We start from the raw sequence: 26,138 nt of genomic DNA, 5'->3' as shown, positions 1-26,138 counted from the left end.
AAGTAACATGCTAGATTTTACACAAGCAATCATCGATGGTATCGCAATTGGAAGTCTTTACGCACTTATCGCAATTGGTTATTCAATGGTTTTTGGCGTTCTCCAATTTGTTAACTTTGCGCATGGTGAGTTATTTATGCTTGGCGCTTATTTTGTCATGCTTTTTCTCACCCTCGGAGCACCTCTCTGGGTTGCAATTTTATTTTCTCTTTTAAGTGTTGGTACAATTGCTGTTGTCATTGAAAGAGTCGCATATAAGCCCTTGCGAAAACACAGCCGATTAGCTCCTCTTATCACTGCGGTAGCAATAAGTTTATTTTTACAAAACATTATTCAAGTCCTTTTTTCTCCAAACTCACTCAGTTTTCCAATTAATATTCCTGGTAATATTATAACTTTTGGGGAGCTATTTGTCCGAATTAGAGATATTGGAATTTTTTCTTTAACTTTATTATTAGCATTTTTACTTGAATTATTTTTATTTAAAACAAAAGCTGGAACTGGTATCCGCGCTCTGGCAATGCATGCCGATGCATCTCGCTTATGCGGTGTACCATTCAATCGAACTGTCAGCTTAACGTTTTTTATCGGCGCTATTCTTGCCGTAGTTGCAGGAACAATACAAGGGATGGCAACGAATCAAATCTTTCCCCTCATGGGTGTCAATGCAGGTTTGAAAGCATTTGCTGCTGCTGTTTTAGGGGGTATTGGAGAAATTCGAGGCGCTGTTTTAGGTGGACTTGTTCTTGGTATTTCAGAAAGCATGCTGGTGAGCTATGGGCTCTCTACTTATAAAGATGGCTTTGCTTTCGTCATTTTAATTCTCGTTCTTCTAATAAGACCACAAGGGATATTAGGGCGAACACAGCTAGTTAAAGTTTAATATCTATGATAGATTTTTTAAATTACAGTCAATTGCCTTTTATAATGTTTTCAATTCTTGCTATTCAAGCGATGAGTTTACAATTGATCTTAGGTGGAACAGGTTTACTTTCCTTAGGTCATGCCGCATTTTACACTGTCGGTGGTTACACATCCGCAATGTTCACTGTATTCCTTGCTCCTTTATTAGGAATACATGACTCGACGCTATTATTAATATGCGCATGCCTTGTTGGTATGATTGCAGCCGCGTTTACGGGTTTAATTGTGGCTATCCCGTGCTTAAAGTTACGCGGTGATTATTTAGCTATGGCAACTTTAGGTGTGGGAGAAATTGTAGCTACCTTCTTTAAAAATCTAGATTTCGTTGGTGGAACGAGAGGTTTTAAAGACATCCCTAAATTAGGTTCTCCTCTCCTCATTTTTTCTATTATGCTACTTACCTTTTTATTTATAAAAAGGTTTTATAAAACAAATTTAGGCTATGCTGTTCGAGCAACACGTGATGATGAAATATCAGCAAGAAGCTTAGGAATTAATATTTACAAAACAAAATTAATTTCATTTCTATTAGGGAGCTCACTAGCAGGTCTTGCAGGTGTATTCTATGCTCATACTCTCCAATTTATCAGCCCCGATGAAGCAGGATTTTACAATAGCGTTGTTCTTGTTTTAGCAGTTGTTATTGGTGGAATGTATAGTGTATTTGGAAGCATTTTTGGTGCATTTATTATTGTAATAATCCCTGAGATATTACGTTTTATTCCTCAACTTATTAATCCATATTTATTGATAATGTCTGATAAAGGACTTTTGTTACCATCACTCATCCCAATAATTGACTCTATTTTATCGAATAGAACACTTATTTTTTCTGTTCTTGTTGTTTTTATAATGCTTCTCAATCCAAAAGGTGTTGCTTCTTTATTTGAGAGAATAAACAAAATGAGAAAGACAAATGACTAATAATATCCTTTCAATTTCAAACGTAACAGTAAAATTTGGCGGACTTGTCGCTTTAAACGATTTTCATATCAATGTGAGAGAAGGCGGTATTTCAGGAGTTATTGGACCAAATGGAGCAGGTAAAACCACTGTATTTAATATTATAACAGGAGTTTATAAACCATTTTCTGGCTCTGTTAAAGTAAATAATATGGAGCTTGTCGGAACTCCTACACACATTATTGCTCATCAAAAGGTTGCTCGTACTTTCCAAAATATTCGTTTATTTGCAAATATGAATGTCTTAGAAAATATAATAGCTGGAGCTTGCATAAAAAGAGAAGGAACATTTCTTTCATCTTTATTTTTGTTACCAAAAGCCTTGAAGCAAGAAAAAGAAATATTAAATAAAGCAAATAAACTCCTTCAATTTTGTGGACTCGAAAAATTTAAAGATTTTCCTGCAATTTCTCTACCATACGGAATGCAACGAAAATTAGAAATTGCAAGATCACTCATGACTGACCCACATTTGCTTTTACTAGATGAACCTGCAGCAGGTATGAATCCAACAGAAAAAATTGCGTTGCAAGAGCTCGTGCAAAAAATATCTGAGCAAAAAATATCTGTTTTACTTATAGAACATGATATGAAATTTGTTATGAATTTATGCGAAAATATAACCGTTCTGAACTATGGCAGCGTCATAGCTGAAGGAACTCCTGATATTATTCAAACAAACCATGACGTGATTGAAGCATATCTTGGCTCTGATGTCGAAGATGATTTTACTATTAAGGATACTTTAAATGTTGCTCGTTGAGAATTTATCTGTAAATTACGGAGCTATTCAAGCTTTAAAAAATATTAATTTTGAAATTTTTCAAAATGAAATTGTTTCCTTAGTTGGAAGCAATGGAGCAGGAAAAACAACTTTTTTAAGAACATTATCTGGTCTTGTTAAAAGTAAAAGTGGTAAAATATTTTTTAATAAAAATAATATTTCAAACTTAGAGTCACATGAAATTGTAAAACTGGGCGTGAGTCAATCACCAGAAGGTCGAATGGTCTTTCCAGATATGACAGTAAAAGAAAATCTTCTGATGGGCGCTTTTTGCACAAAAAGAACGGCTCAAGAAATGCAGAATGATATTGAAAGAATGGTCGCTTGGTTTCCTCGCTTAGGTGAGCGCATGACACAAAAATCCATTCTCCTCTCTGGCGGTGAACAGCAAATGTTGGCCATTGCTCGTGCATTGATGGCTAAACCTAAATTACTTCTTTTAGATGAACCTAGCCTTGGAATAGCTCCACTTATTGTTCAACAAATATTTAAAATTATTTCAGAACTCAATCGCGAAGGTATGACTATCCTACTTGCAGAACAAAATGCCCGTTTAGCATTGAAAATTTCCCACAGAGCTTATGTTTTAGAGCTTGGATCAGTGATTAAAAAAGGTGATGCTCAATCCCTCTTATATGATGATGACGTTCAACGAGCTTATCTAGGAGGATAGTTTTCATGTCACTTATTATAATCACTCGCAAAAAAGAGCTCATACAATACGTTGATGAACAAAAAGAAAAGAGAAAATCAATTGGTTTTGTTCCAACTATGGGCGCTCTTCATGATGGACACGCAAGCCTTATTCGCCAATCTGTGAGTGAAAATGATTGCACCATCGTCTCTATCTTCGTTAATCCTAAACAATTCTCTATTCATGAAGATTTGGCAAACTATCCAAGAACTTTTCAAAGTGATTCAGAACTTTGCAATAAATGTAAAGCTACAGTGCTTTTTGCCCCAACAGCAGAAGAAATGTATTCACTGAATTTTAAAACCGAGGTTAAAGTAACTGGTTTGACTGAAGTCTTATGTGGAGCATTTAGACCTGGACATTTCGATGGTGTATCTACAGTACTTGCTGTTTTAATTAATTTAACCCAAGCAAATAAACTCTATTTAGGGCAAAAAGATTTTCAACAGGTGCAAGTCATAAAAAAAATGACTGCTGATTTACTCTTTCGTACTCAAATCCTTACTTGTCCCACTGTCAGGGAAAAAGATGGACTCGCCTTAAGCAGTCGCAATCGCTATTTAAGTCCAGAAGGACGAAGAAAAGCAGTAGCTATCCCGAAAGCTCTAGCGCTTGTAGCAAAAGCTTTTCTTGCAGGAGAAAGATCTGTCAACAAACTAGACGAATTGTGCCTTACAGAATTAAAAAATGAAAAGCTCATTCCCCAGTACCTAGAATTCCGCCTGATCTCTGATATAACTCAAAAATGCGAAGACACCCTTAGCGCAGAAAGCGTCCTAGCTATCGCCCAATTTATTGAAATAGATGGATCCAAGACTCGCCTTATTGACAATATCGTTCTCGGCAACGATTCTTCCCAAATTGATGCTCTTAATGAGCTTATCAAGAGGGCATTAGGTTAGTATATTGGAGATAAATTTATATGTATTCCATGTTAGGCATTCATTTTAGACGCTGGGCTTGGCTCATTTCACCGCTCGCTTCATTTATGCGAATACGCATTTACCCAAAATCAATTACAAAAGAGAGCATACAAGAAAGTCTTAATAACAAATCTGTTGTTTACGTCCTCCCAAGAATGTCGATTATAGACACACTTGTATTGAATAAAGCACTCAATGAATTTGCCCTAAAAAAAGTGGCGTTAGAAGCAAAACCAAAACGCTTTCGCTCATCTGCACTCATGGCCATTAAAACAAGTTCACTTATATTTTCCAACTCGTCCCGCGATAGTTTTTTAAGTGATTTTGTTCGTCTTATTCGCAATGATCCAAGAGCTAAAAGTGAAAAACTTATATTTATTCCTGTCAGTATTTTTTGGAGTCGAGCACCTGAAAGACATGAAAAAAGTTTTTTCTTACGTTCATTATTCCCTGATGATGGAACAGGGAATGGTTTGCAAAAATTATTTATGCTTGCGCTTCATCGTGGTGAAGTGAATATTTCTTTCGGAAAAATATTTCATTCACCTCTCATAGAACTGCAAAATATTGAGTCAAATAAAACTGATAGTACAACTGCAATTGCCACTCAAGAAAACACTGAAAATATTGAAACAGAATATGAAAACGCGCGAAAGATGCGGCGCCTTTTTAATATTGAATTTGCAAAAGAAAGAGCTGCAGCTTTTGGCCCTGTCTTGTATGATAATGAAAAAATCAGTCAATGGATTTTAAATAGCCAATCCACAAAAAATTTCATTCAATCCTCAGACAATCCATTAAAAACGGAACAACAAATTGTTCGATATATTCGCGAAATTGGTGCAAATTATAATTACGTAACAATACGTGCACTCGAAAAAGTATTTGATTTTATCTGGACTAAAATATTTGAAGGTGTTCGCGTGCGTAATTTCGAGCACATTGAACGTGTTGCAAAAGACGGACAAATTCTTTGGATGCCAAGCCACCGAAGCCACTTTGATTATCTGTTACTTTCTTATGTTTTATTTAAAAAAGGTTTTGTTATTCCACATATTGCAGCTGGAATTAATCTAAATTTTTGGCCGATTGGATCAATTCTGAGAAAGGGAGGAGCATTTTTTATCAGGAGAAGTTTTGCAGGCAACCGCATTTATGCTCATACATTTACTGAATACGTAAATTTTCTTTTGCAAAATAGTTTTCCTGTCGAATTTTTTCATGAAGGAGGAAGAAGTCGAATTGGCAAATTGCTTCAACCAAAAGTGGGTATGCTGAGTATATGTGTCCAAAGTATACTTACGCGTAAAGCAGAAAATACTTATATTGTTCCCGTCTATTTTGGTTACGATAAAGTGATGGAAGACGATACATATGCAAAGGAATTAAAAGGTGCAAAGAAACAAAAAGAAAATGCTTTACAATTTTTAAATGGAGTGCGCAAAGTATTTTCTAATTATGGCAGCGTCGATGTTTCTTTTGGAGATCCTTTGCGCATCGGTGATATTTGGAGAGAATACATCGAAAAGATAAAGAAAGAATCCAATTCTGAATTTCATATTGATCCTGCAAAAGCACTGCCAGAAAACTTAACATATTTACCTGAAAACTTTGACGCAAGAGATCCACAGGTTCAAGGTTTTGTAAAGTATTTATCAAAAAGGGTGAATCAAAAAATAAATGGAGCTGCGACTGCTTCCGACACTTCTCTTTTAGCTGCATGCCTTCTCACTTCGCAAGAAAAATGTATTCAATACAAAAGTCTGCAATTTCAAGTTATATTAATGCATTACTTAATTAATTCTTTAGCTAAGCCATTGAATTGGAAAATCTCAACTAGCTCAAATGCTGATAATTCTCTTTCATATCTTATGAGTCATTATCAAAATAATGACTCAGAGAGTTCATTGATTTCAAATACAGAAATTATTTTATCTGATAATATTTCAAACTCAATAATCAATTTAGCCAATCAAATATTCAATGCAGGCGAACGCTGGTCATTGATGAAAAAAATTAAAAATAACAATAATGAATTTGAGTTTACAAGAAATGATGAAAAAGAAATGAATTTATGGTGGTATAGAGGTACTATATTTCATATTCTTGCACCATTTGGTATAATTGCAGATATTCTTCTTAGCGAGAAAAGTCATTATCCTGTTAACCAACTTGAAGGAAAAATGTCGTCAATTCGCCGAATTTGGCAAGATGATCTTTATTGGGATAGTAAAACTTCAAGTCAGTTAATAACTCAATCTTGCTTAGATATTTTTGTCAAATTGCAGTTTATAAAAATTGAAAATGATTTGATCATTCTTTCAAAAGAAAATTCTATTTTAGATTCTTTACAATTTTTATCCCGAATTGTTAAACCAGAGATAGAATTGTATGGGATCCAGTTAGCAACTGCAATTGAACTCGTAAAAGAAAAAGGCTCTTTTACTCGCGATGAATTGATTCAAAAAACAATCACAACTCATTCTGCAGCATTTTTAAGAACTATTGCTATACAACCCCCAATATTTTCCAAAGTTTTTGCCCAAAGAACTTTTGAATCCTATTTTAAAGCAGGGGTTTTTATCCCTCATAAAAATATCAAATTCTCTTTAGATGCGACTTCATTGAATGCATTTTCAGACTTTCTAGATGTAACTTTGTGGAGTGATTTTGTACCTTAAATTTGAATTGATAATTAATTTAATTTTATTATCTAGAACTTTTTAAATTATTTTTTAAAATTACCAGAGTCACCCCCTCATGATAATTATTCCGAAAACGATTGAGTTTTTGGAATAATGTCATATGATCAACTTTTGAAAATACAAATTGTATTCTTTGCTATAATATGAGTTATCTTAAGTTAAAAGAACTGGGAAATTTAAAATGTTCAATTTTTTTATATCCAAGAAAATAATATATGACACATTTATTGATCTTGGAACTGCTAATACGCTCATATATAAAAAAGGCTTAGGAACTTTAATAAATGAGCCCAGTATAATTGCCTATGATAAAAGGAATGGGGAAAAACAAATTGCAGTTGGGAAACAAGCTTTACATATGCAAGGGAAAGCTCCCTCTTTCATTGAAGTAAAAACCCCTTTGGCAGATGGCATGGTTCATGATATATCTTTAGCACAAACCCTTGTAAAAGAGTTACTTAGAGGCGGAAAAAGCTTTATTAAAGATACTTTTATTCAACGTAGAGGAATTATTATATCCGTTCCAAGTGACTCGACTAAGATTGAAAAAAGCGCTTTTTTTGAGGTTGCCAGAGCTGTCGGAAGTGGAGAAATTTTACTTGTCGAAGAACCGCTTGCCGCTGCGGTTGGCGCTGGACTTGATGTTTGGAATCCAGAAGGAAAATTAGTTGTCGATGTTGGCTGTGGAATCACTGAATCCGTGCTTATTTCAATGGGCGAAACGGTCAATTTTAAATCCATTCGCAAAGGCGGAGAAAGCTGTAGTCAAGAAATTATTCAGTATTTTAGAAATCATTACGACTTTCTCATTTCAAAAAGCACAGCAGAAATTCTTAAACAACAAACAAGCATTCAAAATTTAAAAAAATCTCACAAAACAAAAATTCCTGGATTTTCTTTACGAACAAAACTTCCATCTACTTTAGAATTCGATTATTTAGAAATTGCAAAAATACTTTTAATATTTGCAAATCAAATACTAAATTTAGTTGAAGAGACACTTGAAAATTCTCCTCCCGAACTTGTTGGTGATCTCTACCACACAGGAATTCTTCTTACGGGAGGCGGAACATTAATTGATGGCTTAAGTGAATATCTTCAATTTAAACTCAATATTCCTGTCATAGAGTCGAGTGAACCATTAAATGGAGTTGTTTTTGGTAATTTAAAAATTTCTGAAATTCAGCATCTTTTTCCCGCCTTAAAAGCCCTGAAAGATTTTTGATATAAGTTATGAATTGCATACCTACAAATTCTTTTAAGCATTATTTGATTGTTTATCTAGCAAAATTTTAACTTATTAAAATACAATAAATAAACAAAATATTATATAAAGTATTTACTTTTTTTAAATTTATTATATATTAAAAAAGTTATTTTTATATTCTAAAATACTGAATTGATTGGAACTGATATGAAATTTTCTAAAGTCAAATCACTCATTAACATAACAGGCATAAGTGCGTTCAGTATTTGTAGTAGTGCTTGCTCTACTGCACAGAAGGCTGAAATTCAAAAACCTCAAAGTGAAAAATTGTTAAACTCTTCTCAGCCAGAAGGTATCTCAACAGAGAATCGTTTTAAAAATGATTTTTCAGATATTTTATATGACACAAATAATTGCATAGATTCGCTCAATGCAGATTTCGAAATAAGAGAAATTATATATCATTACAATGACTTTTCCCTTACCGAAAAAAGGAAAGAAGGGAAACTTTTTTCCTTCCCAGCAACCCTCAATTCTGAATTACCAAAACGCATTGAACTTTTTGATGTTAAATTGAAAGACAAAAAAGCAAATCGATATGTTTCAATTGAAAATATTATAGCGACAGATATTGCAAAAAAAGATGGAATTTTTTATCCCAAAAACGTTGAATTTAAACACTGGGTACAAGTCCATAAGACAAAACATTTTGGCGAAAATGATACTACTACGATTATTACTGAACGTGCGCAACTTTTAAACTTAATTCAAGATAGCAAAAATATTTATCCAAAAGATATTCATTCTAATCAAATTGAGGTCAACTCAGTTACAAAAGAAAACATATTCGAAATTAATTATATCGCAAAAACTTATAATTTAATTGACATAAAAAAAATAAATTCATACTTACTCCCAACAAGAGAAGAGCATTTTGGAGTCAAGTCTAAAAAAACATTGCAGGAATTAGAAAAAAAGTTCAACTTTAAAATTCATAAAAGATATACAGAACTGGTAAATTATTTTTTAAAATCAGTCGAAGCTAATTCAATTTCTACATATAATAATAATGGTTCATATGATTTTGAAACAGAAATTATTTTTAATAAAAAAGCAAAAGTTTATTTTGCCATAAACATCCCGGACTATTTAAATTTAGACTCGAGAATTGCAAATAATATTAGTGAATTATCCAAATTGAACCTCAATAAAGATTCGAAAGAAGAAAATAATGCAATTTTTACTACTTTTATAAATTTCTTACGTAACAATTTTAATCTCAAAAAAGCTGATATAAATCTCGAAAAAATCCCTATACCGTTAAAACATTTAGTGAAAAATTCTGACTTATTTAAAGAAACATTTAAAAAAAGCAAGGAAAAATATCTTGTTGATATTAACCTTTTATACCGCTTAAATGAAGAAAAATATGAATCAGAAAACACAATCACTTATAACTTTTCAACAAAAATAGATAATACCTTCAATCTCAACTGTAAAAGTCAATTTGAAGCCGAATCATCTTTACTCGATTCAATCATTGATGAAATTAAATGTTCAGTCACCGGAAAAGTAGTATTTGACAATATAATTAAAAATATTGCTAAAGAAATGCAGATAAATGTTCCAACACTTGTGGAAATATTAAAATCAAAGTCTAAAGAGACCCTCCCTCAATACTATCTTGCTCACAATTTAGAAGCATTTGAAAATTTCATACAAAAAAGACATGGATTTAACCTATCAATAAAACCTAAAGCATATGTCTCAATAAATGAGATAACTGATTTTTTGTATTCCGGAAAGTATGAAATAATTAAGGAATTAAATATAAATTTTAAATCACAATCATTGCAATATATAAATAATGAAAAAAAAATCTCAAAGAACTTTTAGGGATATTATAAAATTAAAATATCTAATTCACAACATTTAAGCGGGGCTGTTCCATTTTGTTGTATTGTAAGCTTTTATTTTTATAATTTATGGCATTCTGAGTAATTTTATTTATTTCCTCTTCCGTTAAAAGTCGTTTGACCTTTGCAGGTGAGCCAACAACCAACGAATTATCTGGGATAATCGTATTTTCAAGCACCAAACTCCCCGCACCTACCATACAATTTTTACCAATTTTTGCATTGTTCAATATGATTGCGCCAATGCCAATTAAAGAGTTATCACCTATAGTGCAACCATGGATCATACATTTATGTCCTATGGTAACTCGATTTCCAATGCTGACATTGATTCCACCATCTGCATGTAAAACACAAAGGTCTTGTATATTCGTCTCCTCTCCAATGAGGATCATCTCGGAATCTCCACGAATCACTGCACCAAACCAGACGCTCGAAGCCCTACCGATTTGGACGTTGCCAATAATATCCGCATTTGGTGCTATGAAATACGCATTTTTTATATCAGGTAAATTATTATAGACAGTATAATTCATTTTGTGTTCCAATATAGAGAATTAATTAAAAGATAATTATACTTAACATAATAAAATTCCTGTGTAAATAAAATTTACAGTTAATTTCCTAAAAAAAATTGCTTTGCTTATTATACATTATTTCATAAATACTTTAATCGAATCGACAAGTTCTTGAGCCATCAATATTTCATTGACTGAAGGCTCTCTTTTCTCTTCTCCTATATGTTCTAAAATATGACTCTCCATGACTTCAGCCATCAATCCTCCCAATGCTCCTCGAACAGATGCTAAAATATGTAAAATTTTTTTACAGTCTGCGTCTTCACCTAAGGATTTTTCTACTCCCTCAAGCTGACCTTTAATTTTCCTTACCCTTCCTAATAGCTTGTTTTTATTAGTAATTATATGCTTTTGTCCTTTTGAGTTTTGCTTTCCCATTGACATTGTATACCCCCCTACCCTATAATAATCTAACAAGAAATATTTTTAAAAGCAAAATTATGGAATGTTTCTTCAAAATAAACGATGGGACAAAATACAATGATTAACATTAAAATTTTCTCTTATTTGATTAAAGGCATGGATTGTGCAGGTTGTGCAAATAAAATTGAAATATTTTGTAATAAAATAAAAGGCGTACAAAAAGCAGAAGTGGATTTTACGAATGCTCTATTAATTGTGCATATAAACGAAGGCTCAAATGCAAATCTAAAATTAGAAAAAGGAATTCAATCTATAGGTTTCCAATTAATTAAAAGTGAGTCGCTCGAAATTAAAAAAGAGGAAAATAAAACCTGTTGTCATAATACAAATAAAGAGGAAAATTCTTTAGATATAATTGAACACACACATAATAATCAAAAATTTTCCCATCCTTTTACTCCCAAAAATAATACTTTATTCTCTCGTTTTAAGATTTTACAAAATAATATTTGGTTTCCAATTGTAATTCTATGCATCGGATTTGTATTTTCAATCCTAATTGAATCCTTTTCTGAAAAATATGGGATGACAGCATATATTATATTAACACTGCTAGGTCTCTTCCCCGTTGCCAGAAAAGCATTTGTCATGGCAAAAGTTGGGTATTTATTTAGTGTAGAAACTTTGATGACAATTTCAGCAGTTGGTGCAATTGCAATCGGAGCTGCAGAAGAAGCTGCCGCAGTCATAATTCTATTTATGATTGGTGAAACCATAGAAGGGTATACTGCTCGTCGAGCACGCTCAGGTATCCAAGCCCTTGCTTCCTTGTTACCAGCAGATGCTTTGCGCATAGATAATAATGGTGAGAAAAAAAATATACAAATTCACGAAATAATTCCTGGAGATTTGATTGAAGTAAAACCTGGTAGCAGAATTCCAATAGATGGTCTTATTCACTCAGGTTCAAGCTTTATCGATGAATCCTTATTAACGGGTGAGTCACTTCCTACCAATAAGAAAGTTAAAGATAGCGTGGTTGCTGGGTCTATCAGCACGGATGGCTATTTAATAATTCAAGCAACACGACAGGGTGGAGACAATACCATACAACGGATGATTAAAATGGTGGAAGAAGCCCAAGGTTCAAAATCTCGAAGTATGCGCAGCATTGAAAAGTTCAGCAGGGTTTATACACCTCTTATTCTCTTAATTGGTGTATTAGTTGCTGTGATACCACCCCTTATTTTTTCTTACCCATGGATTGAATGGATTTACCGTGGATTAACTATACTTTTAATTGGCTGCCCGTGTGCTTTGGTAATTTCAACCCCCTCAGCAATTTCATCCGGTATAACAGCTGCAAGTAAGCTTGGAATATTGATAAAAAATGCAGGAGCACTTGAGCTCATTGGTAAAGTAACAACAGTCGCTTTCGATAAAACAGGCACGTTGACCAATGGCTTTCTTAAAGTCCAAACAGTGCACAGTTTTATTCATGATGAAAATTACATTTTACAGATCGCTGCCACAGTAGAAGAAAAGTCAACTCATCCCTTGGCAAAAGCAATTTTAGCTTATGCACAGGATAAAAATATAAAAACTCTCGAAGCAACAAATGGAAAAACTCTTCCCGGCATTGGTGCTTCCGCCTTGGTATATGACAAAGAGATTTTAATCTGTTCTCCAACCTATGCTAAAGAAAATGCTTTATTATCTCATGAACAGATTTTACTGATCCAAAAGAGCCAATCTGAAGGCAAAACAGTTGCTACAGTTATTCAAGAAAAAAATGCAATTGGATTTATCTCTCTAACTGATGAGTTGAAACCCGATGCCAAATCTTCACTCGCAAAATTAAAAAAAATGGGGGTAAAAAGTATAATTCTTACAGGAGATCATGCTATTTCTGCAAACGCGATAGCAGCTGGGCTCGACGCAGAAATCTCTGCGGAATTATTACCTAAAGATAAACTTTCACATATTCAATCGATTGCAAAAACTGAAAAAATTGCCATGGTTGGTGATGGTATTAACGATGCTCCTGCGATTGCCGCTGCTGATATTGGCATAGCAATGGGTAAAGGAACAGATGTTGCTGTGGACACAGCGCAAATCATCATTGCCCGCAATAGTATTAAATCCATCGTAGAAACAATTGAACTATCCCGCAAAACAATGAATAATATTAAGCAAAATATTTCTATTTCTATTGGTTTAAAAGCTATTTTTTTATTTTTAACTATTGTAGGTGGAACACAGATCTGGATGGCCATCTTAGCAGATACTGGCGCCACAGTAATCGTTACATTAAATGCAATACGCCTGTTACGTTACAAAGGAATCAAAAATCAATAATTTATTCTAACTGCAATCTACCTGAACAAGAATTAACTGCATCTTCATTTGAAAAATCATTGTCACCTACAGCTTTACAGCTATATACTTTTCTAAATTTCTTTTGTTTACCAATATATGCTTCTACTGTACACCGTGTTTCAACCACGCGATCATCTGTGCCTGGTATCTTTGTGCCCGCTTTAACCTTACAATTTCCTATAATTTTACGTTTTACTTCGTGAGGTTTTAGATCATTGGATTTTTCGATAACATTTCCATCCATTACTTTTATATTATCGGCTTCTATTAATGAAATTAATTCTTCTCTCAAACCATTTGTAATATCATCATTACTTGAAAAGAAAGTATATTGATCTTTATCTCCATCTTTTGCTACAACTTCAGCAAGATCGTGGAAGGCTGTATCAATTTTTAAATCTTTACAGCCTTTATAAATTTTACAGAGCTCTAAATCACTTTCAGAATTTGCTTGATATTCATTTAAGAATTTTTTCGCATCATCTATAAGTTTAGCTGAGACTTCTTCTGATTTCGAATTTTCAAGTGATTTCTTTAAATTAACAGCTTTTTTTAAATTGGTAGAAATTTTTTCTGTTAATGAAGATACAAACATATTGCGATCAAGAGTCACTACAGAAGAAAAACTATCCGAATTAGGACATCTCTTAATAACTTTTGCCCCTATTAAAACTTCTGAAACAACAGATTTTGAAGTTGCATTTAATGTCGCTTCTGTATTTGTTTCATTAACAGTTGAGGACGCCGTCACTTTTTGTCTAATATTTCTTGCTAAATCAATTTGTGCATTTTGATCCGCTTCTTTCTGTGTTGCTGCAGCGCCAAATCCTACAAAAATGGATTCATTATTTTTTGATTGCATGTCAGCAAGAGTAGAGCAAGAGTCAGTTTGAGCATACGCAAGTGTAGAAAAAGCCAAGCAAGAAAATAGTAATATTTTATTTGATAATAGCATAAAAAACCTTTTTAAATAAAATAAAAATTAATTATAATTATATTTAATTAGATGATTTATCACTTGATTCTTTCTTACCCACACCATCTATAAAATTCTTTTGGGCATCTAAAAGTTTTTGGCGAATTTCAGGATTTCCACCTGGAGCTCCATTGATTGCTTCTCTCATTTGTCTTTCAAGTGTTGACTTATCAATAGATACTTGCACTGCACACATTAATTTTTTTATGGGTCTGACTCCAGTATCATCAGCTTCCATGGTTTGTTCCCAATAAGTCGTTGTTACCTTTGCCCCTGAAATATTACCTTGCGATAAAAATGCAGTTAATGAGGACATAGAGGGATCAGAAGAAGCATTTAACTCTTCCACTTGTCCTGAAGATGTGACAGAGTTTTTAATATACTTCATCATTTCTCCCACAGCTTGTGTGCGTGCCATTGAAATACAGGCATCGGGTCTAGATGTACCGCTTAATGACATTTTATGAATAAATACAAAGTTACCTCCCTCTTCTAATACAATTTCAGAGTTAAGCACCCAATCAGGTGTTTTTAAGGTCTTTGTTGAGTTTGCTATGACTTCGGGTTTAACATATTTCGATGAAGTACAGCTTGCAATAAATATGAATGCAGACGTACAACTTATAGCAATATTGAGCGAACGTTTATTAATTTTAATTCTCATAAAATTTTTCCCTTCAATGGTTATCTAAGAAAATAGGAATTTAACATTGTTTATTTTATTTCGCAAATAGCTTTATTATAAATTAAGTTTGGCTTTTCAAAAATAGAATATTGAATAAAATAGACCGTTGTAAAAACAAAAAAAATACCTAAACATGAAATAAAAATACCGCCTATAAAACCAAGCCAAAACCACCTTTTTTTTATTTCAATTTTATGAAGTGAATCTTTTTTCCTAGAATAAGTATTTCGTATTACATCATTCATAAAATTTTGTGCTTCATGCGCACCAATTGGGACAGACAAAGCTTTTTCATTATTTGAAAGATCAAACGATGTCTGTTTTAATTCTCCCATGCTTAAACACTCCCAGGTGCATACTTCTTTCTTATATGAGGAAGTTCTGCGAATATTTTGCCTTGACGGATAGCTTCTCTCATCTCTTCGGTTAAATCATAAAGGAATTGTAGATTATGGATCGACAGGAGACGAAAAACTAAAAGCTCTTCAGCAACAAAAAGATGACGAAGATAAGCGCGAGAATAATTTTTGCACGTATAACAACTGCATTCTGTATCCAATGGTCCCTTATTCGTTTTGTGAGCTGCATTTTTAATTTGAATTTTCCCATTTGCAGCAGATTTAGAACGGACAAATACACTTCCATTCCGCGCATTTCGAGTTGGCATAACACAGTCAAACATATCGATCCCAAGCAAGACAGAATCAATAATATCATCGGGAGCCCCAACGCCCATAAGGTAACGAGGTTTCTCGTGCGGCATGAATGGGATCGTTGCAGAAAGAAGTCTTCTCATTTCCCGTTTAGATTCACCGACTGAAAGGCCTCCAATTGCGTATCCCTCAAAGTCATTTTTCTTTAACTCTTTAATACTTTTGACTCTAAGATCTGCATACATCCCCCCTTGCACGATACCAAATTGAGCTCTGTTCTGTTTTTTTCTTGCTGTTCGAGCCCGTTGTGCCCAGCGCATAGATCGCTCCATACTTGCTTTGGCTTCTGCATGCGTTGCGGGATAGGATGTGCATTCGTCTAAGACCATTTGAATATCAGAATCAATATCCTCTTGAATATGAACTACATTTTCTGGTGTTAAAGTGATTTTTGCCCCATTGATATGATTTGCAAAAGTAGCTCCATCTTCATTGAGCTTACGTATTTTAGCTAAGCTCATCACTTGGAATCCACCACTGTCGGTGAGAATAGCACCTGGCCAACGCATAAACTCGTGCAATCCCCCAAATTCTCGCATAAGTTCCATGCCAGGTCTTAGGTTTAGATGATAAGTATTTCCTAAAATAAGCCTATAGCCAATTGAATAAACATCTTCTGGAGAAAGTGATTTTACGCTACCGACAGTGCCAACTGGCATAAAAATAGGTGTCTCAAGTTCGATATTGCCAAATTTTAATTTTGTAATACGAGGTCCCACTTTTTGCACAAGACTTTTTTCTTCTTCTTGTGCAGCTCCTTTTTCCACAGCAACAGAAAATTCATTTTCTAAGTCTTGCGCTTTTAAATCTACGGTATCATAAGCGCCAGATTTAAACGTTTCGTCGAGTTCAATTGATTTAAGTAACGAAAATTCAATTAAGTTTCTATTTGCTAACATTTTTAAAAATTTTCTCCAAAGACAAGAAGACTCGAGTCTCCATAACTAAAAAAACGATATTTTTTATTAATAGCATGAGAATAAATTTCATTCCAGAAATGGTATCCCATAAGAGCTGAAATCAACATAGCTAATGTGCTTTCTGGTTGATGAAAATTTGTTATAATTGCATTGCCTACACATGGGGAAATGATTTCATTTTCATATGTAGGATGTATAAAAATACGTGTCGCAAGCCATTTATCAACATAGTTATATATATGATTATTTAAATTTTTTTCTTTCGCTTTTTGAATAATGCTATGCCTATTAGATTCTGACAATGCTGCACGGTAAAAACTTTCTACAGCCCTTAATGCCGTTGTTCCTACGAAAATAATGGGCCAATCATTTTCTAAATACAAAGTAATTTTTTCAGCAACATCTTTAGAAACGATATAATGTTCTTCATGCATGTTGTGTTGTTGCACATTTTCTGCTTGCACAGGTTGAAAAGTTCCCAAACCAACATGTAAAGTAACTGATGCAAATTCAATATTATTTTCAGAGCATTTTTTAATTATTTCTGGAGTAAAATGCAAACCAGCAGTTGGCGCTGCTGAGCTCCCGATTTCCATTTTATTCGAGTATACATTTTGATAGCGCTCTTTATCAATTTCTTTTAAATTTTTATTATCTACTTTTCCTCGCTGAATATAAGGAGGCAAAGGCATTTCTCCGTACTGTTCTAATAAAGTATCCAGCGGCAAAGAATTTATTATCTCTACAAGAGGAGGCGATAAACTCGTTACTTTAAATAACGGCTTAAGTTCATCTTGATCAGCATAAAGAATTTCTCCCTGTTTGATTTTACTTTTCGGTCTCAGTAAACAGCGATAGAAATCTTTATTTCCCCTTTCAAGTAAAAAAACCTCACCTCTAGCTCCTGTCTTTCGCCGAATTCTGACTCGAGCCGGATAAACTCTCGAATCATTTGCTATTAATAAGGCTTTTAAGTTTTTACTTTTTAAATTAAATACCTTATTTATTTCATCTGCAATATGAATAAAGTCGCTATCAACAATAGATTTATTTAAAGAGCGAGCAACCAATAAACGACTGTTTTCTCTATTCTGTAAAGGAATCTGAGCAATTAATTCTTCTGGCAATTCATAATTAAAAAAACTTGTTTTCACTAGTCCACAACCATACGTTTAAGATGAGAGCCAATGCGCGTCACAATTTCATAATTGATAGTTTGAGACCAATCCGCTAAATTTTCTGCAGAAATAGACTCTTTTCCATTCGAACCAATCAGTGTCGCTACCACAGATGTTTCATCGCTTGTCGCTTCGGTCACGTCAACTATTATATGATTCATCATCACACGCCCCAATATCCGACAACGAGTCTCATTCACAAGCACATAGCCTTTGTTGGATAAAAGACGTGGATATCCATCGTAATAACCCACAGGCAAAAGTGCGACACGTAGATTTCTATCCGCTCTATATGTACAGCCATAACCGATAAATGAACCTTCACTGATTTGTTTTATACTTTGGCTCATACACTTCCATGTAAGAACGGGTATGAGCTTAGGTAACTCCTGCAAAACCACTCGAGCTGACAGTTTGGTTTCAATAGAAGGCCAGAGGCCATACAACGCTATCCCAACACGCATTATTTCATAGCGTGATTTCGGTAAAACAAAAGAGGCAGCACTCTGAGCGATGTGCCGTTCAAGCGGATAAGGCAAAGCCAATTTTTTTTCTATTTGTGCAAAAGCTTTATCAAATGCAGTTAACTGCTCATATGCATACGCTTGTTCCGTTACATCTTCTGTATTAGAAAAATGCGACATCACACCTTGGATATGAATAAGATCTGTGCACTTTGTTAAAAATCCAATCTTTTCAGCAATTTTATCTGTCGTAAATCCTTCGCGCCCGAGCCCTGTGTCAATATGGATATGCGCTTTCAAGGGGCGAAAAGCATTGCCTGTGTCTTTTTCTGAACGTTTTAAAGTATGAAGGATTTGCAGCCAGTTTTCATCTCCGATGACAACTTCGATGACCTTCCGAGCGCAACGTACGACTTCATCTGCACTTATGGCCCCAAGCACGACAATTCTTTTTTGAGACAATTCATTTTCTTTTTCATATTTGCGAACTTTAAATGCATCGATAGGATTGATAACGAAGATAATATCTATATAACCATGTATTATTTCAAGGCACTGAATGAACCCGTGCCCGTAAGCATTTCCTTTTAAAACACAACCCAATAAAACGTTGGAATCGACGGCATTCCGGTAAACGGCAATATTGTGAACAAAAGCTGCTTGATGAATTTCAAGCCACGAAGCTTGCTCAGGAAATTCACTTATAAACGCCAGATCACCCATATATTTACCTCCAAAACAGACAACTCACTCAATTTATGACATTGAGTTTAAGTACAATTATAATGATTTTTATTTTTTTGTAACACGCCTATGGAACAAAAACTTTACGCCGATACATCATTTGGAAAAAAGTGAGAATGATTTACGGGGTAGCATGGAAAACGAAAAACTCATTGCACAAATATCTCAACGAGATGATGCGGGCGTTGATAAAGTAGGAACACTTTCAGCGAAAACCAGCACAGTGATCTCGCGCATGCAAAGAGCCGATGAACTCCGTAAAAAAACCATTCGAGTCCTAAACCTTGGGAAATCCCGTCTTATTAAGCTAAAAATACAAGAAAATCTTGAAATAATTAAAAAAACTTTTTTCATCGAATACGGTGAAAATATGGAATTTTATTTAAAAACAAATGAAATCGAGATTTATTCTTTGTGGATCGAAGGAATGACGCTTGCTGAAAATTTGGCAAAAGAAGCTCCATTAAAACCAGAGGAAATCATTCGTTTTCGCAATCGCTTAAGGCTTTGGGTGCGAATTTTTGAAAACCTTTCTTACTACCATGCGAAAGGAGTCTTACACGGAAATATTAAACCGCAAAATATTTTGATAAAAGATCGCAGCGCTGTTGACTTAAAACAAACCTATGATTCTGAATTTTTTGATAAAAAAGAGGAGGTACCCCAAGTCGCGTTTCTTGATGGAGGTTATGCTCACTTTCTTCCTTACCAATCCCATAACTTCGAAGATAAATTCTCACAAGCAAATGATATTATAAGTAGAAACTACTGGCTCCCACCCGAAGCCAGAGGAATTCTAGACGGTTGTTATCAAGAAAACTCTGAAGTTTTCAGTTTGGCCGCAATTATGGCATATGACTTAGGTATTATTTCAATTGAAAAACAATCCGCATTAAATGCCCTATGGCCAATGTATATTATCAATGATCCTAACGTTTTTATATTAGGGAAAAAATGCTATAAATGGACAACTCGTCATCCCGTCACAGATGTCATGAAACGTTTAAAAAGTATCTTAACCCGCGCAACCGATCCTGTGCCTGAAAAAAGAAACATTGGCGCTAGAGAAATGGCATATGAAATCATGCTGTTAGCTAATAGGCTAGGCGAATCCTCAGAACATCAAAATTTAACCAGTTTTTTTAACGAAATTATACCCGAATTCGATGAAGAGTCTTATAAAAATATCTTTCTTAAAAAATTCGATGTACCCGAAATTCTCACTGAGTTTTGTTTTGATAAAACAAAAAACCACAGCAACCGCTTTTGGATTGATGCGCGCAATAAAACGGCAAATAAATATTCATTTATGCGAAATTTAAACTCAAGTATGAATGTCACTCATAAAAATGCCATTTATTATGGAGTTAAGTTTAGCCCAATCAATGTACCATTTTCTAGTCTAGACGAATTTTGTAATTGTTTATTAAATAATACTTTGTTTCATAATCCACTTTTTTTACAAGAATTACGAACCTTATTTTATAATCTTGGCAGTGAAGTTGACTCAGTATTTTATGTATTGCCGTCGTTAATTAAATACAGTGACAACAAAACCAATCCAAATAAGAGCATGAAAAATTTACTCATACAAGTTAGACATGAATGCTTACACAACAATATTGATAAAATTTTTGATAAAGTTTTAAGCTCATCTAAACTTAGTATGATTATAATTGACGATATAAATCGAGCAGATAATTCATCACTCGCCGTTTTACTTCGACTCTTAAAAAAGCAAACAAAAAATATTAAATGGGTCATAGGAGTGAGATCTGAAGAAGATATAAATGATGATGAAAATAAGAAAAATTTAAATTTGTTAAAACATCAAGATCCTTCTTTCAGCACTTTAAAAGATGATAGAACTCGTTCTTTTTGGGTAACAAAACTCAATAATTTAACGAGTCAACAAGCTCGATTTCTTGCCACATGGTCAATGGTTGATCTGCAAATTAATACAGATATAATAGAACTTTTAAGTAATAAAGTCATTATGATTCATGATATATTCTCTGAGAGTTACCACTTTGGTAAAATTGACACAGTTACCGATGCACCTGAACCAGAAGATCTTATAAAAGAAGAAAAAGTAGTCGAAGAAGTAAAAGCAATGACTGAAGAAGAGGAAGAGGAATTTGAAAAGAAAAAAGAGCCTCTCCACTTAGCCTATGATGCATTGAAAACTGCTATTAAAATTGGTTTAGTTTCTGAAAATAGAGATGCTTTAACGGGTCAGTTACTTTGTTACTATTGGGAACACCAATATATATGGTTAAGCTTATCTCTTTTATTAAGTCAAAAAACAAAATCTGATATCTATTATATTTTATCAGAATACTTATGTAATAATATTCAAGATAAAACAACACTATTTGATATAATACACATATCTGAATATCTCTCTAAAAGTGATTTAACGAAAAGCGCTTATGGCGCTTATTCTTCACTCCTTGTTGCATCTGATGAACTATTTGATATTAATTCTGCAGAATTTGTCATATCTAAACTGCAAATGCTTGGAGAGTCCGTTGAAAAAGATCGGCCGGACGATGCTTCTGTGCTAGTGCCAAAAATAAGAGAGCATATAGCGGATTTGTCAAAATCCCTAGGAAATATAGAACAAGCAGAAAAATATTATCATGCTGTCAGTTGGAATTTAATGAATCCAAAAAGAAAAGCAATTCTTTCTATGAAAAATTTCTTTCCATCACAGTTCAAAAGTAAAGAAAAAAGAACAGAACAATTTTTAAAAATAATTCATCAAACAGAAAAAGCAGATTTATTTTCTGATATTCCTCATAGTTTGAATTTTACTTATCGTTCTGCAATTGAGTTTGAATTATTTAAAATTCAAAAAAAACTAATTGACCCACAAGCATTTTATGACGCAGAAGAGTCAAAAAATTTAAAGCTATTATTTAAAACTTTTATACGAGATGATAAAAGTTCTGAATCAAAATCGGATAGACTGCCTTTCTCCCCTCGCTCTAAGCCAATTCGTGGTATTGTTATTTCTCAATTGCTACGTTCATGCATTGGTTGGATTGATAATAATATTCTGTTTCCACAAGTGGTCAGAGCATTGCAATTTACAATTGAAAATAATGATGGAGAAAATACAATCCATCTTTTATTTTCGCTAATTCTTTGTGCAGAAAGAAACATTACAACAAAAATAAGATCATTTATTCTTGAAACAATCACGGATCTTGCCGGCCGCATTGGCAACGACATTGCTTTATATGAAGTGCTTATTATGCGCGCTTGGTGTGCATTTTTTTATGAAGGTGATTTAAACGAAAGCAAAAGAAATTTGGATCGAATCAACTCTTCTTCAGGCGAATTGCCATTTTCCTTAAGACAATGCGCCCATAAATTACATTTATTGGTTGAATTTGAAAAATTATCTATCGATCAAATATTAAATCACCAAGTTCATATTCCAAAATACATTCGAAAATTACAAGATTTTGAACTCATGGATTGGGATATTGGCTATACAATTCTTTTTTTAAAGCAAGTCCATCCGACACTTAAAAAAGTTCCTGGCGATGAAATGTTCATAGGAAATATATTAGCCGAAAAAACAGACCAACTCCTTCTCTATACCCATTATTTATTTGAAGGGGGACATGCTCAAAGCGCTTCGATGGTCACTCAAGAAGCTAAAGAAAAACAAATTAGGCAATGGTTTAATACATCCGTGCATATGGAATATGCACCTGAATCATTTGCCCTCAAAATTTTAGAATACACAGCCGTCATGCGCGGATCGCAAAGTCCAAGTTTAAAAATCAAAAAAAGAAAAAACTTTCTTATTTCAATCACGCGCTCATTATTTAGAAAAAAAGAAACAATTTCAAAGTTTTGGGGAGAAGATAGGGCAATTAAAGATAATATTAAAATTGACAAATCAAGCACACAAGATACTGAAAGATTACACTTTTTATCACAAAATTTATTTCGAGCAGGTTTCCATTGGTCTGCACATCGTCTTGCGAGCAAAGCGCGCACGGATTTAAGCGTTATATCTAATGAGATCATGCTGTTAGACAAAGATGAAAAGAAAGTTACCCCTCTCCATGAAAATACAGAACCTAGTTATCAGTATGAGACTTCCAGCAAAATGCGAGCCTATCCCGAGCAAGGCGTGGCAATTAACTATATTCTCGAGTTTCTGCATAACTTTCAACACAACGTCCAGTCTGCCGAATTACCAGAGTCCGAACTTAAGCATATATCTGAATTTATTAGAAAATCTGTACCAAGAGAGACAGATCTGATCGAGTCTACCTTAGGGGCTGCCCTAAAAGCCTCTGCAAAGAGAATCCATTTGAAGAACTCTATGGAAATAGAAGATGAGCAATTACATGAAGAATCTGAAAAAAATGAGGATCTTAATGTTTCTGCGGAAAATAAAATCGATCCGCTCAAGCGTGTTGGATAGCTATTGACAGAGTTCTTTGACTCTATTATGTACATGTGACGTTTTGTTGCGTGATGTGATGGGGAAAATTCTCTCTAGATATCACATTCGTTAATTTCTGCCTACAATGTGTGCAGCAAATTCAATACCTTACGGTATCAATTTGCACTAAGAGGATTTTAGTATGCCAACTCCAAAGATGAAAGTTTCCCGTTCACGCCGTAATATGCGCCGTGCTCACGACGCTTTAACTCCTATTAACTTTTCTAAGTGCTCAAATTGCGCTGCCCCAAGACTTCCACACTCTGTTTGCGAATCCTGTGGGTTTTACAAGGGTCGCTTTATTGCAAAAAATATTCTTAAAGCTGACTTATTAGCAGTTCTTCGCTAATTCCAAGCTTTACACAAAAAAGGCTCTCAATCATTGAGAGCCTTTTTTTTCACCTAAATTAATTGGATAAAATTACTCCCTACCCCAAATTTCTACTATAAAATCAGTTTCAGTAATATTTTTAGGGTTTGCTACGTAAACGGACTCTTTACCTCCGCAATTATCATTATAATTCATAGCTACCGTATCGGAAAGAACTTCATAGTTTGGATGAATCGAAGCAAATAGAACGGGATCAAATCCTTTATACCAAGGTTTATTGCACTTTAAATCGAATCGAGCACCCGAATTTCGAATTGTATTGTTCTCAATACTCTTTAACTTGAAGTAAAAGCTCGAATATTTTCCTTTTTCAATGACTGCACTCATATTTATAAAATCTTCAGAAGAACGCTCTTTTTGCCCTGGGAGCGGAGAGTTTTGCGAGCGGATTTTGGCTATCAATTCTCCCATATTTGCTTCTAATAACGATTCATCGTACTGCGAAACGAGTGAATTTATTTTTAAAGATGAGTTATTTAAGCAATCTGCTATATTAATAAAGCATTGACTTGAAAATCCTTGAAGCATTTCAATATTTGTGTGAGATAGATGTGAAATATTTTCTAACCCGTCTCTTTCATTATCCGCTAAGTAAGATATATTTAACAATGAATTTGCTAAAGTGAAGTTATCAATTTGCTTAGAAATTGCATGACTTACCTCACTTTTTAGTTTCGTTAACTTAAACAATTCAGCAGGATCTTCCGTTAAGGTTAAATTTAAAGATTTACCCGATTGATCAACAATATTAAGTTCCTCATAAGAAACAGTTGAAGAATTTTCTATTGCCCAAGTGTTCACGTCTGCAGGATTTAATTGTTGAACAAAGTCTTCCGAAGCATATTGATTTAAGCGATCAAACAAAGGTTGACATTCCTCTACTTTATCCAAACGACAAGTTACTTTTGATGTTAAAACGGATGCTAACTTTTTTGGATCTCCACCCAATTGAAAACCATAAATATTTAAATATATTTGCCTTTTAGTATCTTCATTCAAATATTTTAAATTTGTATTAATAGCAATTTTGTCTTTGTTTGTTAAGATATCCTTCACAGAAGCGCCAACTTTAGCTTGAAAATCATTTAAAACTTTATTTGATTCAAAATTAAGTTTCATCGTCAACAATATTTTTGCTGAGAGTCGTTGTGAAGTGATAACTTCATCTCCACACTTTTTAATAAAATTATAGTGGTTACGTAATTTCCCATTGGCATTGAAATTTTCACTTAGACCTTCTTTTAAGACATATGCATTCCCAACTTTTGGAGCAATTTTATTTTCACCAAATCTCACATAAACAGAATAAGTCGTTGTTCGACTTAATTTGGATGAAGAAGCTTCTCGAGCAAATTTAACTTCTGGAGAAATATCAACACCTTTAACAGGAACAGTTGCTGACACTCCGATATTCAAAACTTTTCTAAAGTCATTCTCTTTTAAGTTATCCGAAAAATCAACAATAGATTTTTCAATTGATTTTGGTTGAACAAAATCGCCACCGTCAAGACAGTTTTCTGAAAATTGAAAACCCATTTTATTAAAGCCCTGCAAAAGTTTTGCAGATGATCCATCACTATTTAAAATTGAACTGCGCATATCGGTTAAATTATTTTTTAACGAAGCATTTTCAGGAGATATAACTTCTTTGTTGGAGCATGAAACAAAAATTGCAGAAAGCACAGATACAATTGGCAATATTCGCGTAATATGAGTCATCATGCACCTCTATAGGTTATGGCAAAACTGCTGCATTTAAAAAAGTTCAATTTTTAACATAATATGAGTTCTTTCCAAAAAAACAAGTGGTCGGCCAATTTATTTTAAATGCATATGAACTAGTATCGTTTATATTTTATAGTAAATGATTATAATTATTTATTGTACCCAGTAGGGCTCAATAAACTTACCAAAAAAATAAATTTATTATGCCATAATATTATGCGTAAAATTTTGACAAAAATTAAGCACTTTTAAGCACTATTATGAAATAAAGATAAGCAAAATCCACAAATTTAATGCTTTCATTTTTAGCAAAAATTTTAAATGTTTTATGCAAAAGCAATGAAAAAATAATTTTTTTAGGTTATGTTTCGCTTTGTAGAGGTGAGAGCCTAAGCTTAATTGTTAAAATTATCACTCATTCTCAAAATAATAGCT

20 protein-coding genes are annotated in these 26,138 nt (G+C 33.6%); 11 read left to right on the top strand and 9 right to left on the bottom strand.

The window, feature by feature from the left end; genetic code table 11:
- Positions 1-7: 7 nt before the first annotated feature.
- The 8 genes from EZS29_RS04120 to EZS29_RS04085 all read left to right on the top strand — a co-directional run bounded on the left by EZS29_RS04120 (position 8) and on the right by EZS29_RS04085 (position 10,096).
- A complete protein-coding gene (locus tag EZS29_RS04120) occupies positions 8-883 on the top strand; it encodes a branched-chain amino acid ABC transporter permease (protein WP_130606860.1) in 876 nt (291 codons plus the stop codon).
- A gap of 5 nt (positions 884-888) precedes the next feature.
- Positions 889-1,848: a branched-chain amino acid ABC transporter permease gene (locus EZS29_RS04115; protein WP_130606858.1), complete on the top strand. Its 960-nt coding sequence runs from the start codon at positions 889-891 to the stop codon at positions 1,846-1,848.
- Positions 1,841-2,650 carry an ABC transporter ATP-binding protein gene (locus EZS29_RS04110; protein WP_130606856.1) on the top strand — a complete coding sequence of 270 codons (810 nt, stop codon included), beginning with the start codon at positions 1,841-1,843 and terminating at the stop codon, positions 2,648-2,650. Before EZS29_RS04115 ends, EZS29_RS04110 begins: the two co-directional genes overlap by 8 nt.
- On the top strand, positions 2,637-3,344 hold the full coding sequence (locus EZS29_RS04105; RefSeq protein ID WP_130606854.1) for an ABC transporter ATP-binding protein: 708 nt from the start codon (positions 2,637-2,639) through the stop codon (positions 3,342-3,344). Before EZS29_RS04110 ends, EZS29_RS04105 begins: the two co-directional genes overlap by 14 nt.
- A gap of 5 nt (positions 3,345-3,349) precedes the next feature.
- Positions 3,350-4,267 (top strand): pantoate--beta-alanine ligase, encoded by a 918-nt coding sequence (gene panC, locus EZS29_RS04100; protein WP_130606852.1) that lies wholly within the window; start codon positions 3,350-3,352, stop codon positions 4,265-4,267.
- 20 nt (positions 4,268-4,287) lie between these two features.
- On the top strand, positions 4,288-6,969 hold the full coding sequence (locus tag EZS29_RS04095) for a 1-acyl-sn-glycerol-3-phosphate acyltransferase (RefSeq protein WP_130606850.1): 2,682 nt from the start codon (positions 4,288-4,290) through the stop codon (positions 6,967-6,969).
- Between the two features lie 205 nt (positions 6,970-7,174).
- Positions 7,175-8,218: a rod shape-determining protein gene (locus EZS29_RS04090; RefSeq protein ID WP_130606848.1), complete on the top strand. Its 1,044-nt coding sequence runs from the start codon at positions 7,175-7,177 to the stop codon at positions 8,216-8,218.
- 189 nt (positions 8,219-8,407) lie between these two features.
- Complete coding sequence (locus EZS29_RS04085; RefSeq protein WP_130606846.1) at positions 8,408-10,096, top strand: hypothetical protein; 1,689 nt, start codon at positions 8,408-8,410, stop codon at positions 10,094-10,096.
- 22 nt (positions 10,097-10,118) lie between these two features.
- On the opposite strand, the gene EZS29_RS04080 is transcribed toward EZS29_RS04085, so the two are convergent.
- Together EZS29_RS04080 and EZS29_RS04075 are read right to left on the bottom strand one after the other, a co-directional pair.
- On the bottom strand, positions 10,119-10,652 hold the full coding sequence (locus EZS29_RS04080) for a gamma carbonic anhydrase family protein (protein WP_130606844.1): 534 nt from the start codon (positions 10,650-10,652) through the stop codon (positions 10,119-10,121).
- A 117-nt stretch (positions 10,653-10,769) separates the two neighbouring features.
- Positions 10,770-11,078, bottom strand: a complete 309-nt coding sequence (locus EZS29_RS04075; protein ID WP_130606842.1) for a metal/formaldehyde-sensitive transcriptional repressor — start codon at positions 11,076-11,078, stop codon at positions 10,770-10,772.
- Positions 11,079-11,174: 96 nt separating this feature from the next.
- On the opposite strand from EZS29_RS04075, the gene EZS29_RS04070 reads away from it, so the two are divergent.
- Positions 11,175-13,415, top strand: a complete 2,241-nt coding sequence (locus EZS29_RS04070) for a heavy metal translocating P-type ATPase (protein ID WP_172603762.1) — start codon at positions 11,175-11,177, stop codon at positions 13,413-13,415.
- A 1-nt stretch (position 13,416) separates the two neighbouring features.
- Here EZS29_RS04070 and EZS29_RS04065 read toward each other — a convergent pair whose 3' ends face one another.
- Genes EZS29_RS04065 through alr form a run of 6 tightly spaced genes read right to left on the bottom strand, consistent with a single transcriptional unit; the run spans position 13,417 to position 19,095 of the window.
- Entirely contained in the window at positions 13,417-14,391 is a 975-nt protein-coding gene (locus tag EZS29_RS04065; RefSeq protein ID WP_130606838.1) for an LPP20 family lipoprotein, read from the bottom strand.
- Between the two features lie 43 nt (positions 14,392-14,434).
- Entirely contained in the window at positions 14,435-15,076 is a 642-nt protein-coding gene (locus EZS29_RS04060) for a hypothetical protein (RefSeq protein ID WP_130606836.1), read from the bottom strand.
- Between the two features lie 50 nt (positions 15,077-15,126).
- Positions 15,127-15,432, bottom strand: a complete 306-nt coding sequence (locus tag EZS29_RS04055; RefSeq protein ID WP_130606833.1) for a hypothetical protein — start codon at positions 15,430-15,432, stop codon at positions 15,127-15,129.
- A 2-nt stretch (positions 15,433-15,434) separates the two neighbouring features.
- Positions 15,435-16,709 carry a tRNA guanosine(34) transglycosylase Tgt gene (gene tgt / locus EZS29_RS04050; protein WP_130606831.1) on the bottom strand — a complete coding sequence of 425 codons (1,275 nt, stop codon included), beginning with the start codon at positions 16,707-16,709 and terminating at the stop codon, positions 15,435-15,437.
- A 2-nt stretch (positions 16,710-16,711) separates the two neighbouring features.
- The gene (gene queA, locus EZS29_RS04045; RefSeq protein WP_130606828.1) at positions 16,712-17,884 is read right to left on the bottom strand and encodes a tRNA preQ1(34) S-adenosylmethionine ribosyltransferase-isomerase QueA; all 1,173 of its coding nucleotides are present in this window, start codon (positions 17,882-17,884) and stop codon (positions 16,712-16,714) included.
- The gene (alr, locus tag EZS29_RS04040) at positions 17,884-19,095 is read right to left on the bottom strand and encodes an alanine racemase (protein WP_130606826.1); all 1,212 of its coding nucleotides are present in this window, start codon (positions 19,093-19,095) and stop codon (positions 17,884-17,886) included. The genes queA and alr overlap by 1 nt, the downstream gene beginning before the upstream one ends.
- A 154-nt stretch (positions 19,096-19,249) precedes the next feature.
- On the opposite strand from alr, the gene EZS29_RS04035 reads away from it, so the two are divergent.
- Both EZS29_RS04035 and rpmF read left to right on the top strand, forming a co-directional pair.
- Positions 19,250-23,566 (top strand): protein kinase family protein, encoded by a 4,317-nt coding sequence (locus EZS29_RS04035; protein WP_130606824.1) that lies wholly within the window; start codon positions 19,250-19,252, stop codon positions 23,564-23,566.
- Between the two features lie 163 nt (positions 23,567-23,729).
- A complete protein-coding gene (gene rpmF, locus EZS29_RS04030) occupies positions 23,730-23,936 on the top strand; it encodes a 50S ribosomal protein L32 (protein ID WP_130606822.1) in 207 nt (68 codons plus the stop codon).
- A gap of 72 nt (positions 23,937-24,008) precedes the next feature.
- Here rpmF and EZS29_RS04025 read toward each other — a convergent pair whose 3' ends face one another.
- On the bottom strand, positions 24,009-25,697 hold the full coding sequence (locus EZS29_RS04025; RefSeq protein ID WP_130606820.1) for a hypothetical protein: 1,689 nt from the start codon (positions 25,695-25,697) through the stop codon (positions 24,009-24,011).
- Positions 25,698-26,138: the final 441 nt, after the last annotated feature.

Source organism: Fluviispira sanaruensis, assembly GCF_004295685.1.
In the GTDB taxonomy this organism is placed as follows: Bacteria; Bdellovibrionota_B; Oligoflexia; order Silvanigrellales; family Silvanigrellaceae; genus Silvanigrella; species Silvanigrella sanaruensis.
The sequence above is the reverse complement of the archived record's forward strand: the minus strand, read 5'-3'. Positions and strand labels throughout refer to the sequence as shown.